This is a genomic window from Streptomyces sp. HNM0574 (assembly GCF_012726235.1).
Taxonomy (GTDB): domain Bacteria; phylum Actinomycetota; class Actinomycetes; order Streptomycetales; family Streptomycetaceae; genus Streptomyces.
In genome coordinates this window covers 122,241-137,585 of the sequence record NZ_JAASAH010000008.1, presented here as the reverse complement: position 1 = coordinate 137,585, position 15,345 = coordinate 122,241, and the positions used below count along the sequence as shown (strand labels likewise).

The 15,345-nt window shown below is 71.7% G+C and carries 12 protein-coding genes; 4 read left to right on the top strand and 8 right to left on the bottom strand.

Annotated elements, in window-relative coordinates:
* Positions 1 to 69: 69 nt before the first annotated feature.
* Entirely contained in the window at positions 70 to 453 is a 384-nt protein-coding gene (locus tag HCC30_RS16150; RefSeq protein ID WP_169443232.1) for a phosphopantetheine-binding protein, read from the bottom strand.
* Positions 454 to 822: 369 nt separating this feature from the next.
* On the opposite strand from HCC30_RS16150, the gene HCC30_RS16145 reads away from it, so the two are divergent.
* Together HCC30_RS16145 and rutA are read left to right on the top strand one after the other, a co-directional pair.
* A complete protein-coding gene (locus tag HCC30_RS16145) occupies positions 823 to 1,056 on the top strand; it encodes an MbtH family protein (protein WP_346776658.1) in 234 nt (77 codons plus the stop codon).
* 138 nt (positions 1,057 to 1,194) lie between these two features.
* Entirely contained in the window at positions 1,195 to 2,277 is a 1,083-nt protein-coding gene (gene rutA / locus HCC30_RS16140; protein ID WP_169443230.1) for a pyrimidine utilization protein A, read from the top strand.
* A gap of 25 nt (positions 2,278 to 2,302) precedes the next feature.
* Here the strand turns inward: rutA and HCC30_RS16135 are convergent, their stop codons facing one another.
* Positions 2,303 to 3,340, bottom strand: a complete 1,038-nt coding sequence (locus HCC30_RS16135; protein WP_346776657.1) for a polysaccharide deacetylase family protein — start codon at positions 3,338 to 3,340, stop codon at positions 2,303 to 2,305.
* A 119-nt stretch (positions 3,341 to 3,459) separates the two neighbouring features.
* Here HCC30_RS16135 and HCC30_RS16130 point away from each other — a divergent pair, with 119 nt between their 5' ends.
* On the top strand, positions 3,460 to 5,112 hold the full coding sequence (locus tag HCC30_RS16130) for a putative glycoside hydrolase (protein WP_169443229.1): 1,653 nt from the start codon (positions 3,460 to 3,462) through the stop codon (positions 5,110 to 5,112).
* Positions 5,113 to 5,132: 20 nt separating this feature from the next.
* Positions 5,133 to 5,621: a nuclear transport factor 2 family protein gene (locus tag HCC30_RS16125; protein WP_169443228.1), complete on the top strand. Its 489-nt coding sequence runs from the start codon at positions 5,133 to 5,135 to the stop codon at positions 5,619 to 5,621.
* Positions 5,622 to 5,643: 22 nt separating this feature from the next.
* On the opposite strand, the gene HCC30_RS28275 is transcribed toward HCC30_RS16125, so the two are convergent.
* From HCC30_RS28275 to HCC30_RS16090, 6 genes are all read right to left on the bottom strand, one after another.
* Positions 5,644 to 6,735, bottom strand: a complete 1,092-nt coding sequence (locus tag HCC30_RS28275; protein ID WP_206323904.1) for a hypothetical protein — start codon at positions 6,733 to 6,735, stop codon at positions 5,644 to 5,646.
* A complete protein-coding gene (locus tag HCC30_RS16110; protein WP_240979632.1) occupies positions 6,732 to 8,234 on the bottom strand; it encodes a hypothetical protein in 1,503 nt (500 codons plus the stop codon). Before HCC30_RS16110 ends, HCC30_RS28275 begins: the two co-directional genes overlap by 4 nt.
* Before the next feature lie 486 nt (positions 8,235 to 8,720).
* Positions 8,721 to 9,479 carry a toll/interleukin-1 receptor domain-containing protein gene (locus tag HCC30_RS16105; protein WP_169443227.1) on the bottom strand — a complete coding sequence of 253 codons (759 nt, stop codon included), beginning with the start codon at positions 9,477 to 9,479 and terminating at the stop codon, positions 8,721 to 8,723.
* Positions 9,480 to 9,493: 14 nt separating this feature from the next.
* A complete protein-coding gene (locus HCC30_RS16100; RefSeq protein ID WP_346776656.1) occupies positions 9,494 to 10,783 on the bottom strand; it encodes a helix-turn-helix domain-containing protein in 1,290 nt (429 codons plus the stop codon).
* Positions 10,784 to 11,075: 292 nt separating this feature from the next.
* Positions 11,076 to 13,475, bottom strand: a complete 2,400-nt coding sequence (locus tag HCC30_RS16095) for a penicillin acylase family protein (protein ID WP_169443225.1) — start codon at positions 13,473 to 13,475, stop codon at positions 11,076 to 11,078.
* Positions 13,476 to 13,596: 121 nt separating this feature from the next.
* A complete protein-coding gene (locus HCC30_RS16090) occupies positions 13,597 to 15,321 on the bottom strand; it encodes an acyl-CoA dehydrogenase family protein (RefSeq protein ID WP_169443224.1) in 1,725 nt (574 codons plus the stop codon).
* Positions 15,322 to 15,345: the final 24 nt, after the last annotated feature.

The window sequence follows — 15,345 nt, the reverse complement described above, 5'->3', positions numbered from 1 at the left end:
GGGAGGCACGGACCGGTACGCCCCCGCACGAATGGACAGGCACGCCCCGGGTTCACGGGGCGGCGACGGCTACCGCAACCGGCGTGTGATGTCGTCGAGTTCCGCCGGGGAGAGCGAAACGAGAGGCGTCCTTTCGAGGGCGTCATTCCCGGCGGCGGTCCCGGCACCGGCGGACGGGGCCGCCGCCGGTTCCGCTTCCGGCTCCGCCTCCGGGGCGAGCTGTTTCGCGACGGAGGCCAGCTCCGCCGGCGACTGGTTCAGGAAGAGGTCCCGCCGGGTGAACTCCAGCCCCGCGTCCCGGGCCCGGCTGACCAGCGCCAGGGCGCTGATGCTGTCGCCGCCGAGATCCAGGAACCGGTCACGGGCGCCCACGTCCGCCGCTCCGAGGACTTCGGCGAAAAGGTGGCACAGGAGTTCCACGCGGCCCGTCGGGGAATTACGCTCACTCGCCATGATGTTCAAGCTCCCTGAATAATTCCAGCGCGGCCGCATCCAAGATCCTTGGCCGTTGACGTTAGGCGCGCAGCCGGAATGCTGTAAATCAGCCCACCGGCGAGACTTCGCCCTTTCTCCCCCGAGAGGAGGAGGCCGGGAGAGCGTGTCCCCTGCCCTCCGGGCGCGAAGGACATCCGCCGACAGGAGGAGAAACGGAGCCGCCCGCCCTCCTTCCACGGACCGGTATCGCAAGCCCGTACGCCGGTCGACGGTTCACCCTCCGGCCGCAACCGCCCTAGCCTCGGCGGGAATCCACAGTGCGCGGACGCGGACACCAGACGCGGATTCCCGTCGCACACGATGCGGAGACCAGGCGAAGGAGCCGGCGTGACCAACCCGTTCGAATCCGATGAATCCGGCTACACGGTGCTGCGGAACGGCGAGGGCCAGTACTCGCTGTGGCCCGCCGACCTCGACGTGCCCGACGGCTGGACGGTCGTGAAACCGAACAGCTCCCGCAGCGAATGCCTCGCACACGTCGAGCGGGAGTGGTCCGACATGCGCCCCGCCGGCCTGATCGCGGCGACGGACGGCGCGGACGGCACCGGAGCCGCGCACTGAGACCGCACTCCGGCTCGTCCCGCGCCACCAGCCCACAGGGCGCCGCCCGGTGGCCCGGGACGGGCCGGAGTGTGATTGCCTCGGGTGTCAACGCGCCACGTACCGGGCGCAGTTGGCAGGCCCGTGGAGGAGCGGCTCATGGACATCGGTGTCTTCATCCCCGTCGGCAACAACGGCTGGCTCATCTCGAAGAGTTCGCCGCAGTACATGCCGACCTTCGAGCTGAACAAGGCAGTGGTCCAGAAGGCCGAGGAGCACGGGCTCGACTTCGCGCTGTCGATGATCAAGCTGAAGGGGTTCGGCGGCGAGACCGAGTTCTGGGACCACTGCGCCGAGTCGTTCACCATCATGGCCGGACTGGCCGCCGTGACCGAGCGGATCAAGCTGTACGCCTCCACCCCGATCCTCGCGCTGCCGCCCGCGATCGTGGCGCGGATGGCGGCCACGGTCGACTCCATCGCGCCCGGCCGGTTCGGCGTCAACATCGTCACCGGCTGGGCCCCCGGCGAGTACACGCAGATGGGGCTGTGGCCCGGGGACGAGCACTTCCGCAACCGCTACGACCGGGCCGCCGAGTACGTGACGGTGATGAAGGAGCTGTGGAGCGAGGGCGTCAGCGACTTCACGGGCGAGTTCTACACGATGGACGGCTGTGTGCTCTCCCCGCGGCCCACCGACGGTCACATCGACGTCGTCGCGGCGGGGCAGAGCGGCACCGGAATGGCCTTCGCCGCCGAGCACGCCGACTACAACTTCGTCCTGGGCAAGGGCGTCAACACCCCGCTCGCGCTGGAGGACACCACCGCCGCGCTCGCGGACGCGGCGCGGGCCGCCGGGCGGAGCGTCGGCGCGATGACGCTGTTCATGGTCATCGCCGACGAGACCGACGAGGCGGCCCGCGCCACCTGGCTGGACTACCACGAGAACGCCGACCACGCCGCACTCGCGTACATGGCGGGCGAGACGGCCGCGGACGCGACGGACGACGCCTCCGCCACGGCCCGGACCATCTCGCTGCCCGAGGGCGCGGTCAACTTCAACATGGGCACCCTCGTCGGCTCGTACGAGAGCGTCGCGAGGATGCTGGACGAGGTGGCCGGGGTGCCCGGGACGGAGGGCATCATGCTGGTCTTCGACGACTTCGTCGAGGGCATCGAGAAGTTCGGCACCCGCATCCAGCCCCTGATGAAGTCCCGGGCCGGCCGGAACACGGCCCAGTGACCGGCACCGCCTCCCCGAACGTACCTCAGTACGGCCGGAGTTCGCCCTCCTTCACCCCGCCGGGCTCCGTCCGCGTGCCCTTCGGGTAGGAGACGCGGTCCGGGTCGCCGTCGGAGGTGTAGCGGGCGACCGTGCCGTCGGCCAACTGGCTCAGCCAGTGCGCGGAGCTGTAGCGCGCCTCCGGGCCCTCGGCCGGCGCCGAGCGGATGCGCGGGATGCCCTCCGGGTCGAAGGACTCCGCGTACGGGGAGGGCGCGGGCCCGGCGCCGACGAGATAGACACCCCGGTTCTCGTACGCGGTGCCGCCCGCGCTGCCGGACAGTGCCGCGGAGGCGGGATCCGGCTGGATGCCGAACGGCAGCGCCAGGGAGGTGACGTGAGCCTCGGGGACGTCCCGCTCGACCGACTCCTGCTCCTCCGCTATCTGCCGCCGCGCCTCACCGGCGCCGCCCTCGGCGAGGCTGACGTGGTCCAGGGTGTGGTTGCCGATCTCGAAACCGTGCTCGTGCAGCCAGGCCAGCGCCTTCTTCTGACCGGTGGCGGCGAAGGCGCCGTCGTTGACGAAGAAGGTGGCACGGGCCTTGAAGCGCGGGTGCTCGCGGGCGACGTCCCGCAGGATGCCGACCGCGCAGTCCTCGGCCGGTTCACCGTCGGCACCGAGGCGGAGCTGGCTGTCGGTGGCGTCGTCGAAGGTGAGCACGACGGGGTGAGTGCCCGCGGGGATGTCGATCCGGCCCGCCGCGTAGTCCGCCGCGGTCACCGGGACGTACTTCTCCCGGGCCAGCCGCTCCAGTTCGGCGCGGAAGTCCTCCGGAGTCCGGTCGTACACACTGCTCGGCTTCTCGACGATCTGGTGGTACATCAGGACGGGAACAGCGGCGAGTTCGTCGGCCCGTACCTTCTCCGGCGGCGGAGGTCCGGACGGCCGGCCGGGGTGTTCCGGTCCCGTCGAGCGGGCATCCTGCCGTCCACCGGCGGACTCCGAGGCTCCGTCGCGCGGCGCGGCCGCCCCCGGCCCGCCGCAGGAGACCGCCGCGGTGGCCAGGAACAGCAGCGTCACCACGGCGGCACGGCACCGGCGAGCACCACCGGAACGGTGCGGACGACGAAGACGGCCGAGACGGCCTGGACGGCGAACAGAGCGAAGACAGCGACGCACGAGACCTCCTGAAGGGTGTGCTGATGCGGCTCGCAGACTGGAAGACCTGGCTCCTTTCCCTCTCACCCCGTCGCTCCGGCTCCTCCCCCTCCACCCGATTCCCGCGCAGACGCGCCGCCACCCTCGTCTGCGGTGTGCTGGCACTGGTCCTGGTCGCCGGGAGCGTCGTCCTCGCCCGGGCCCTGCACCGTCCCGAACTGCGGCTGGAGGGCCTGCCGTCGGACGGGAAGGTCAACGCCGCGCACGCGAAGTCCCTGCGCGAGGAAGGACTTTCGGTCTCCTCGGACGGCGGCGCGGAGCCGGGGGGTACCCGGGCCACCCTCGACGGCAGGCCCCTGCGGGCGCACGCGGACGGCCGCGCGCTCTCCGTCCGGCTGGGCGCGCTGCGGGAGGGAAAGCACCAACTCCGCGTCGCACAGCCCGGATCGGCGCTCGCCGGAGCGGCCGAGACCGTACGCACGCTCACCGTGGACACGACGGCGCCCCGCATCGAGGTGGCCGGCACCGAGGCGGACAGCCTCAAGGGCCCGGTGACCGTCGAGGGCAAGGCGCCCGGCGCGCAGCGAGTGGAGGTGCAGGGCCGGAAGGCGCGGCTGCAGCGGGACGGCTCCTTCGCCGCACGGCTCCCCCGCCCGCCCGCGCGGACCACGGTCACCGCGACGGACGCAGCGGGGAACACCGCACGCGAGGATAGCCTCGTCACCGTCCGGCGGCCGCAGCTGAAGGCCGTGCACGTCAGCTCGCAGGGATGGGCCTCGGACAACCTGCGCGAGCCGGTGATGAAGCTGCTGAAGGAGAAGAAGATCAACGCCGTGCAGCTCGACATCAAGGACGAACTGGGCGAGATCGGCTACGACTCCGAGGTACCGCTGGCCAAGCGGATCGGCGCCGCGAAGGGCTACTACGACGTGAAGAAGGCCGTCGAGGAGATCCACGCGGCGGGCGGCGCCGTCGTCGGCCGCATCGTCGCCTTCCGCGACCCGGTGCTGGCCTCCGCGTCGTGGAAATCCGGCCACCGCGACCGCGTGGTGCAGAAGCCCGGTGGCGGCCCGTACGACGGCGGCAGCTACGGCGAACTGTCCTTCACCAACTTCGCGAACGAGGAAGTGCGCCAGTACCACGTGGACCTGGCCGAGGAAGCCGCGAAGCTGGGCTTCGACGACATCCTGTACGACTACATCCGCCGGCCCGACGGCAGGATGAGCGGCATGCGCGTCCCCGGCCTGGGCGACACCACACCCGAGCAGTCCATCGCCGACGTCGTCGCCAAGACCCGCACGGTGGCCCGCGAACACGGCGCGTTCCTGGGCGTCTCGGTGTTCGGCATCGCCGTCACCCGGCCCGAGGAGATCGCCCAGGACATCGGCAAACTGGCCCAGCAGTGCGACTACATCGCGCCGATGATCTACCCCTCGCACTGGGCGGCCGGCGAGTACGGCGTCTCGGAACCCGACGCCCATCCGTACGAGATCACGAAGAAGTCCCTCGCCGACTTCAAGAAGAAGACCCGGCACACGAACGCGGAGATCGTCCCCTGGATCCAGGACTTCTCCATGGGCTCCACGTACGGCGACGCGGAGGTGCGCGCCCAGATCGACGCGGCCAGGGCCGACGGCATCGACGGCTTCCTGCTGTGGAACCCCGGCGTCCGCTACCACGGCGGCGCCCTCGACTGACCCGCCCGAAAGGAGACACGATGCTGTCGCTCCAGGAGATGTCGGACCGGATGGAGATCCAGGACCTCCTGGTCCGCTACAGCCACGCCGTCGACACCCGCCAATGGGACGCCCTGGACGAACTGTTCACCCCCGACGCGGTCATCGACTACACCGCCATGGGCGGCGTACGCGGAAGCCTCCCGGAGATCAAACGCTTCCTCGCCTCCGCCCTCGCGGACTTCCCCGCCTTCCAGCACCTCATCGCCAACACCTCCATCACCCTCCACGGCAACACCGCCACCGCCCGCACCATGTGCCACAACCCCCTGGCCCTCCCCACCGACCACACCCCCGGCAGCACCGGCGTCCTCTACTGCGGCCTCTGGTACCACGACACCCTCACCCGCACCGAGGCTGGCTGGCGCATCGGAGAACGGGTGGAGGAGCGGTCGTACGTGTACGCGGCGACCTCCCCCGCACCCGGGTCCACGTCCGCGCAGGACGGTGGGGAGCCAGGGGCGGGGTGACGGGGGCCGGGGTCCTGACCGGTCAGCCGTGCGGCGTCGCATCGCCGGTGTCGTCCGGCGGGTCTCCGGCGTCCGGGGACTCCTCGTCCTCTGTGAGGTCGCCGACGGGCGGGTCAAACCTGTCACGGAGTTCCTCGGCGGTGTCCCCGCAGTCCTGGGACTTGACGATGTCCACGACCTGCTGAGCGACGAGGCCCCGCCGCACGTCGCCCTCGGTGAGGCCCAGGCTTTCGAGGAAGGCCCCGAAGTGGTCCGCCGCGGACGGTTCCGCCTCGGAAGGAGCCGGGAAGTCCTCCAGGGGTTCCACGACGGGCCGTTCGCCGGCCTGCTCGGGCAGCAGGTCACGGAGCCGCCGTGGCACTTCGGTGTCGTTGGCGGCAGACGTGAGCTGGGCGAGCAGCCCGAGGTCGCCCACCGTCTTCTCGATGTGGTCGTCGTTCTTGGCGAGCCACCAGACCACGGCGCTGCCGGTGTCCTTGAGCACGTCGTCGCCCAGGTACTCGCGCCTGCTCTGCTCGTACTTCCGCTGGTGCTCCCAGACCGCCTTGTCCTTGCGCACCTCGGCCAGCTTCTCCAGCCGCTCCTGGTCGGTCTCGCGGAGGACGAGGGTGACGTTCTCCGCCATGGCCTGGAGGTTGCCCGTCCGGTCCGGACAGAGCCTGCCGAGCGCCCCGTTCAGCTCGTGCTCCACCAGTGAGGCCCGGTCGGGCCCCCGCTGCTCGGTGATGGCCCGGGCCCGGTCGAGCACCGCGTCGACGGCGAGGCCCGAAGGGCTCAGCACGAGGTCGTCACCGGGGACGGCGACGGGGTGCCACCGCACGGTCGCGGAGAAGAGGAAGTCGTAGTCCTCCCACTGGCTGGGCAGCGCCACGCGGCTGACCTGGTGCTCACGGCGTTCGACGGGCGGTGCGGTCCACTGCTCCTCGAAGACCGCCGGTACGGCGCCGCGGCGTGCCGCGGCGATCCTGAAGGCCGCAGCGGGGGCGCCGGCGAGGAGAACGACCAGAACGGGCCAGACCCACAGGGGCCATTCCTGGGTCAGACCGAGGATGGCCAGCAGCAGGCCGCACAGGATGGTGAGAAAGACGGTGGTCGTCTTGCAGCCGGATGTCACGGTGTGCTCCCCACGGAGGGTTCGGGTCGGGGTGGTGCGGCCGGCGGGCGCAGGCCCTGGGCCGCCGATATCTTCCGGAGCAGCACGGCGGTGGTCTCGCCGCCGCGTCTCCGGCCGTGCGGGCTGGTGGGTTCCGCCGCGCGGGCGGCGGCGTACAGCTCGGCGAGCCTGGTGCCGTCCCGGCCGGCGGCGTCGACCAGCAGGTCCAGCAGCAGGCCACCGTGGCGGCCGCCCGCCGAGGCCGAGTGAAGCCAGCGTTCGGCGTACGGCTGCCACTGCGGACGCTCCAGGACCCCGCCGAGTGCTCTCGCCCAGCCCGCGGTCACGCAGTCCCGCACGCCCTTCTCGTCCAGCAGCGCGCGGGTGGCGCAGTCCGGGTCGGTGAGGGCCCGCGGGTCGCAGATCCGCAGGAACAGATGGGTGTCGGCCTCGGGTGAGGCCGGCTGGGTGAGCCGGTCGAGCATGCGCCGGCGCAGCCGCCCGCTGGTCTCCACCAGCCCGCACAGGGCCTCCTGCGCCGCGGTGGAGCCCTGTTCGCGGCGGGCCAGATGGTGCAGCCGGACGACGGCCTGGTCGGGGTGGGTCGGCGCGAGGCTGTCGGTGCAGACGCGGATGAGGACGTAGGCGAGTTCCGGCGTCAGCCGCTTGTCGGTGCACCAGTCGTAGAGCAGCCGGCGGAAACTCCCGCCGTACCACCGGTGTTCGAGGCCGCGGGTGAGCGCGTGGACGGCCGCCTCCACACCGGACCGGCTGGAGCCCCGTTCCGCCCACTCCTCCGCGAGCGAGGCCAGTCCGTCCCGCCGGCCGGTGCGCAGGTACTGGTCGGCGAGCCGCTCCGCCAGCGCCCGGCGCAGTTCCGGGGCGAGGTACGGGCCGGACTGCTCCAGGGCGCGGGCGGCCCACTTCCCCAACCGGTTCCTGAGGTCGGGCATGTGGTCCCAGAAATGGGTGCGGACCGCCGTGTCGTAGTCCGGTCTGTCGAACCGGACGTGGCCGTCGCGCCCCGTCGAGGCGTCGATCTCCGACAGCCGTTCGGCCAGGTCCCTGCGGGCCAGCAAGGGGGTCTCGTCCTGGGGTGTCCCGAGTGCGCGGAGCAGGAGCCCGGTGGCGTCATGGACGACGTCGGCGTGCGCGCCGTGGAGCATCGCGGTGGTGAACAGCAGGGCCCGTTGCGGCGCTTCGCGGAGTGCGGCGACCTGGGCCGCCGCCTCCTTGCGCCACTCCTTCCGCGCGTCACGGGCGCGCTCGCACCAGGCGGGCAGGCCGCCCTCCTGGTCCGCCGCGCGGACCCGCCGGACGCGGTCGGCGAAGTCGGCGATCGCCTCCATGGCGGGCAGCTCGCCGAGGAACTCGTCGAGCACCGGCGCGGAGTGCAGGTACTCCTCCGGCGGGATTCCGTGCAGCAGCAGGTGGCGGCGGAAGACCTCGTGGCCGTCCGGGCGCGCGATCTGTGCGCCGTAGACCCGTAGTTCGGGCTCCAGTTCCTGCTCGCGGGGCATCACGACGACCAGGTGCGCCCGCTGGTCGCGTACGGCCTGGCGGAGTGCGGGCAGGTCCTCGCGGGTCTGCCGCCACCGGGCGACGCCGGCGTCGGCCAGGTCGAGGAGCAGCCGGTCGCCGGCGCCGACCAGGCCAGGGCCGGTGAGGCCGGACTCGTCCTCCTCCCGGCCGCAATTCGCGGAAGATGCCGGTCCTGCGGCGCAGTTCGTGCAGCAGGACCCGGGCTGCGGCCGTGCGGCCGCAGCCGGGAGGGCCGTCCAGGATCACGGTGCCGGTGTCGGACAGCACCCGGCGTGCGAGGCCCATACCCTGTGGGTCGACGAAGCGCTGCCGGAGCCAGCGCAGTTGGTCCTCCGCGATGCGGCGGGGGCTGGGCCCGGCCGCGTCACGGAGCGAGGTGTCGATGGTGAAGTGGTTGTGCTGGTCGCCGTAGCCGGAGTGCACCGGGCCGCCGGGGCCCGCGATGTGGGTGCGGGGTGGCTCGCTCAACGGTCGTCGTCCTCGCGCCGCCCCGACCCGCCGAACTGGTGCCGGTTGTCACCGTGGTGGTCGCCCTCGTAGTACGTCATGCCGTCGCCGGAGAACTGCCGGCGGCCCGTTTCGTGGCGGGAGTGGTGGTAGATGTCGCCGTTGCCGGAGTGCACGGGCCCGTGCGTGCCCTTGATGACCGTGCCGCCGACGTCGCCCGAGAAGTCCCTGCCCTGCACGAGGGTGCCGTTCGTGCCGTGGGCGGTGTTGTTGACGGTGTCCGGTGCGGGCGCGGGCTGTTCGCCGTCCCGTTCGAGGGCGTGGAGCTCGGGGACCATGTCGGCCACCAGGTCGCCGAGGCGTTTGAGGTCGGTCTCGCAGTTCTGCGTGTCCAGGCGGACGGACTGGAGCTCCGCCAACCGCGCCAGTTCCTCCGGCAGTTCGTCCTTGGACAGGCGCTCGGTCTTGCGGCCCTCCAGGACAGGGATCACCGGCAGGGCGCAGGCGAATGCCTCCAGGATCTCCTTGCGCACCCAGTCCCCCGGGTCGCGCAGCTTGGCACGGAAGTTGGTCCAGTCCGGGCCGATGACGGCCAGGAGGAGGGCGCTGCGGCGCACACCGGACAGCAGGTCCTCGGGGAAGGGGTCGCCGGGCCGGATGGACTTCGAGGCGCGGAAGGCACGTTCGCTTCCGAAGCGTGCGGAGAGCGCGGTGTCGATCAGAGCGGCGGTCTTGTCGCCGTCTCCCGTGCGGTAGTTGATGAACACGTCGACCATGAGGGTTCCTCTCGTCAGGAAGGAATGCGGGTTAAGGTGCCGAGCCGCGGCGCCAGGCGGCGCACGGAGGGATGGTCCGAGTAGCGGGACAGGACGCGGGTGAGCCGGCGGAGATCGATGGTGACCGTCGCGGACCGTACGGCGGCCACCCCGTCGAGCAGCGGTTCCGTCAGGGCGCAGGCGTGGTCGATCTCGCCGTCGGCCGCGTGGGCGAGTGCCCGGCGGATGCCGTACCGCACCTGGGTGCGCATCGCGTCCGGGGACACGAGCACGAGCTGCCGGTTCAGTTCCTCGGCCGCCTCCCGGGGCCGGCCGAGGTCGAAGAGGCACCAGCCGGTGACCATGCCGACCGAGTCGGGCAGGTGCATGCTGCCGATGACCGGCGTGTCGGCGTCGGCCTCGTGGCGGGCGAGCAGGGCCCTGGCCCGGTCCAGGGCGCGCAGACATGCCCGGTGGTCACCGGCTAGCGCATGTCCCTGGGCCTCGCGCTGCGCGGCGAGTCCGCGGATGCGTGGCGGGAGGGTGCCGCTCTGCGCCCGCTGTGCCAGGGCGACGGTCTGTTCCGCGTCGTCCTGGTAGAGCGTGACCAACGCCCGGCGGACCAGCGCGTATCCGGACAGTGCCCGGTCCCCTCCGGCCGCCGCGAGGTCCACGGCGCGCTGCGTCCACCACAGCGCGGCGCCCTCGTCCCCGGTCTCCTGGACCAGCCAGCCGACGTACTCGGCGTACCGGGAGCCGAGGGCCAGCAGTTCCTGGCGGGTCCGGGAGTCGGAGTGCGCGGACAGCTCCCGCAGAGTGTGCGTCTGTGCGATCAGTCCGGGCAGCAGGAAGCCGGGTTCGACGCTCTGGCCGAGGCGCCGGTAGTGCGTGAACAGTGACCGCGAGGCGACCAGCATGCCCTCGCCCGCGGCCGGTGAGACCGGGCCCTGGCCGCCGGTCCGCCAGCTGATCAGCGAGGCTGCGCCGGCGCCGACGGCCTGTCGCCTGCCCACGGGCTGGAACCGGCTCGGGCCGTCGGGTGACAGCTGCATCGTCCACTCCTCCTCATGGATTCCGCCCGGAGCCGGCTCGTCCGGCACTTCGGCGGCAGACGAGGCGACCAGGGCGATCAGTGCTCCGTCGGCCCGCAGCGCGGTGTCGCACAGCCGGGCGAGGTCGCGGCCGGGAGTCTTGAGTCCCCGCTCGACCTTGCTCAGCTGGGCCTTGCTGTAGTGAACGGCCGAGGACAGGTCGGTGAGGCTGAGTCCGGCGTCCAGACGCCTCTTCCTCAACTCCTCGCCGAACACGGTGGACGGCTGCGGCACGGGAACCTCCATAACCGTCCATCCAGGTGACCGGGGGTGCCGCACGAAAGACTGCGGCACCCCCGACCGGATGGACAAGGCGAATGGTGCTGTTTCCCGTTTCCCTCTCCGACAGCGTGTTCCGGTACTCACCGGAGGCGTGGGGCAAAGGGGTTGGCAGCGCGAAATGCCCGCGCAGCGCGGGGCGCGCTCAAGCAGCCGTCCGGGGACGGCGGTCACCTACGGGGCGCACGCCCGTGTGTCTCGACTCCCGTCTTCAACATCTCACCGCACACTGCCCGTTGCCCCCACCTCACCCCGGCCACAGAACCACCCTCCGTTCCGCCACCCGTTCCACCGCTTCCCGTGTGTACGCGAGGGGGAAGTAGTCGCCCTTGCGCCAGGGGGTGGCGAGGTCTCGGTAGTGGGGGTCGGTGGGGGTGCCGGACTGGCCGGGGGTGTTGATGGCGAGGGAGGAGTCCCAGTTGCCGACGTCGAGGATCATGCGGAAGGAGGGGCCGTTGGTCTGGCGGTAGTCGGTGGTGCGGTAGGAGGACTGGTTGACCGTGTCGGGGGAGCCGCCGCGGGGGAAGGGGCCGACGTCGAAGCGGAGGCGGTCGTCGTGGTCGAGGGCCGCGGAGGCGGGGTGGGCGAAGAGGGTGTGGTGCAACCTGCCCCACTGCCAGGCGGATTCGTCGCGGCCGAGGCGTTCGGACAGTTGGGTGTGGGCGGTGCGCAGGGTGTCCAGCAGGAGGCGGTCGCGGGCGGGGACGTCGGGGAGCCAGCGGCCGGGGTTCTCCAGTTCGCCGAGGAGTACGAGGGTGTCGGCGTCCTTGATGATCCCGGCGGCCTTCGGCACGGCGGCCCGTACGAAACCGGGGCCGAGGTGCTGGGAGAGCCACACCTCGAAGAGGGCGGCGGCCGCCGAGTCGGCCGATTCGACGGCGTCCCAGCCGCGCAGCAGGCGCAGTGCGCGCCGCAGTCCGGGGTCGCGGCTGTCCAGGCCGGTGAGCAGGGCGGTCAACCTGCGGGCCGGAATGGAGAGTTGGTCGTTCTGGAGGGCCCGTGAGTCGGCGACGGTGTGCCGGTGCTGCTTCGTGAGCACCTCGGTGATCCGCTGGTGGCGGAAGGGGTTGGTCCACTCGTAGCCGAGTCTCATGTCGCGGTACTCGGGTGGCAGGTTGAACTGGTTGGCGGTGGCGATGAAGCCCTCGGCGGGGTTCAGGCTGCGCGGCAGGTCGTCGCCGGAGTGGAATCCGTCCCATTCGTAGCGGCCGTCGCCGGGCACCGGGAGCAGGCCGTCGTAGTCGGCGCGTCGGGGGGCCAGGCCGCCGGGGACCCAGCCGATGTTGCCCGCGGTGTCGGCGTAGATCTGGTTCTCCGTCGGGGCGCCCCAGTTGCGCATCGCCTCGGTGAACTCGCGGAAGGTGCGCGCCCGCATGTAGGCGACGCTGCCGAAGTAGGGGGACATGCCGGGTTCCAGCCACGCGGTGCGCACCGCGTACGCGAGGCCGCGCCGCTCGTCGGTGCGGATCACCGGTCCGTGCCGGGTGAAGGCCAGTTCGACGGTGTGGTCCTTCTCCCCCGCCACCGGCACGCGCTCGCGCAGCACCGTCATCCGCTCCCAGCCGTCGCGGTAGCGGTAGCGGCGGGGGTCGGCCGGGTCCAGTGCGTAGACGTACAGGTCCTCCTGGTCGACGGGGAAGATCGTCAGGCCGAAGGCGACGGTTCCGTTGTGGCCGATGGAGATGCCGGGCAGGGCGGGTTCCCCCGCGCCGATGACGTCCAGCCCGGGGGCGCTCAGGTGGGCGAGGTAGCGCAGGGACGGTGCGGCGTAGGCGCGGTGCGGGTCGTTGGCCAGGACGGGGCGCCCGGTGGCGGTGCGCCGGCCGCTGACCACCCAGTTGTTGCTGCCCTCGTTGGCGCGGTCGCGGGGCGCGGTGGTGCGGATGGCGCCGTCGGTGAACTCGACGTTCCGGGTGGCCAGTTCGAAGACGTCGAGCACGTCCTCGGGCAGGGCGCACGGGTCGAAGCCCTCGGGCACGGTCACCCTGTGGTCCGGTTGCAGGCCCTGGCGGACCAGGTCGGCGTCGGGCCCGGCGGCGCAGGCGACGCGGGCGCGCTCGACCTCGCCGGTGAGGTTGCGGGTCAGGCCGTGGCTGCGGATGCGGACCACGTCCTCGGGCTCCCAGCGGGCCGGACGGTAGCCGAGGAGGCCGAACTCCTCGGGCAGCCGGTCCGGATGGGCGTCCAACCAGTCGACGTAGGCGTTGATCCCTGCGGTGAAGCGGGTCGCGATGCGCCGCGCGTCCGGCGAGTAGCGCGCCCATTCGGCCGCCATGTCGCCGCGGTACAGGAACAGGCGGGTGGCACGGTCCTGGGCGACGTAGTCGGGGCCGAGCACCTCGGACAGGCGCCCCAGGCCGCGGCGGCGCCACAGGTCGATCTGGAAGAGCCGGACGCGGGCCGCGTTGAAGCCCTGGGCGAGGAAGACGTCGTCCTCGTTGCGGGCGTAGAGGTGCGGAACGCCGTAGCGGTCCTCGATCAGCTCGACGGGCTCGCGCAGCCCCCGCACCCGGATGTGCCGTGGCGGCTCCGCGCTCGCCGTCCCGCCCGCCAGTCCGCCCGCCCCCGCGATCCCCGCCGCGCCGGCCGCGAGCGCGCTTCTCCGGGAGACCCGTATCCGGCCCACGTCCACTGCGACCTCCCGCATCGATCGGTTTGCGGGAGTTCTAGCGCGGGGGCGGGGGCGGGGGCGGCACAAGGTTGTGGGACGGTCGTGTCGTACGGCCTCCCGCCCGCCCCGGTCCGGGGCGGGCGGGGCGCCACGGTGCCTACTGCGCCATCTCGTACGTCCCCGACAGTGCCTCGACGCGGGACCAGACGCGGGACGTGCGGGCCTCGTCGACGACCGGGCGGCGGACCGCGTCCAGGGCCCAGCGCTGCTGTGCCTCGGTGGCCGAATCCTTTCCGTGCAGTGCGACGGCGTGCTCGGAGAAGTCGCGGACGAGTACGCCGAAGAGCTCGTCGAGCACGTCCTGCTCCAGACCGGTCAGGCGGGCCTGCTCCAGGATCAGCTGGCCGTGCACGACGAGGGCGAACAGCTGGCCGACGGCGAGCAGCAGGTCGAGGTCGCGGCTCTGCTCCTCGTCGGGCGCCGCCGTGGTGACGAACTCGCAGAGCGCGTCGGCCTGTTCGCGGAAGCGGGCGACGTTGGGCACCTCGGCGTACGCGTCGCACGCGGTGCGCCAGTCGTGGAAGCGGATGGCGCCGAGGCCCCTGGCCGGGCCCTGCCGGAAGAGGAAGTCGTCGTCGGCCGCGTCCAGCCGGGTCGGTACGGGCGCGTACTCGGCCGGCTTGAGCAGGTGGCTGCCCATGAACTTGAGGATGAGCGCCAGGTTGACGTGGACGGTGCCCTCCAGCTTGGGCAGACCGCGGATTTCGACGGCCGCCTGCGCGAAGTAGTTGTCCTTCTCGAAGCCCTTCGCGGCGATGACGTCCCACATGAGGTCGATGACCTTCTCGCCCTCGGTGGTCACCTTCATCTTCGTCATGGGGTTGAAGAGGAGGTAGCGGCGGTCGTCGGGCCCGGCGGAGCGGAAGTAGTCGACGGCGCGGTCGCTGAACAGCTTCATCCCGACGAGGCGGACGTAGGCGTCGGTCAGCTCCCGGCGCACGTGCGGGAAGGCGGTGACGGGGCGGCCGTAGAGCACGCGGTTGTGGGCATGCGTGACGGCCTCGTACATCGCGTGCTCGCAGATGCCGATCGAGGCGGTGCAGAGGTTGAACTTGCCGACGTTGACGGTGTTCAGCGCGGCGTCGAAGGCGGCCTTGCCGGTGTGCAGGACGTCGTCCGGGCCCACCGGGTAGTTGTCGAGGCGGAACTCGCTGACGTACTTGGAGGAGTCGACGACGTTCTTCACCAGCCGGTACGCCTCGTGGCGGCTGTCGGCGGCGAAGAAGACGTAGCCCTCGGGGCCCTCGACGTCGGTGCGGCGGCCGAACACGGAGACGAGTCCGGCGGCGTTGCCGTTGCCGATGTAGTACTTCGAACCGCTGGCCAGGAAGCCGCCGTTGCCGTCGGGTTCGAGGAGCATGTCGGTGTTGTAGATGTCGGCGCCGTGGCTCTTCTCGGAGAGGCCGAAGGCGAACACCTCGCCCTGGTCGAGGAGTTCGGCGGCGCGGGCGCGGGCGGCGGCGTTGTCGCTCTGCCAGACGGGGCCGAGCCCCAGAATGGTGACCTGCCAGGCGTACCAGTAGTCGAGCCCGTAGAAGCCGAAGATCTCGTTCAGTGCGGCGATCCGGGCGGTGTCCCAGCGCTTGTCGCCCTGCTCCGGGCCGGCGTCGGCCTCCGGGGTGAGGAAGGTGGCGAACAGCCCTTCCTTGGCGGCGAATTCGAGGAAGTCCGACAGCCAGGCGCGGGTGCGGTAGTCCTCGATCAGCCGGCGCTTGCCGCGGGCCTCGAACCAGTCGACCGTGGCGCGCAGCAGCCTGCGGGTCTCGGGGTCGAAGTGCGCCGGGTCGTAGGTGCGCGGGTTGAACAGCAGCGGGTCGGACATGCCTGGTACGCCTTTCGGCTCGGG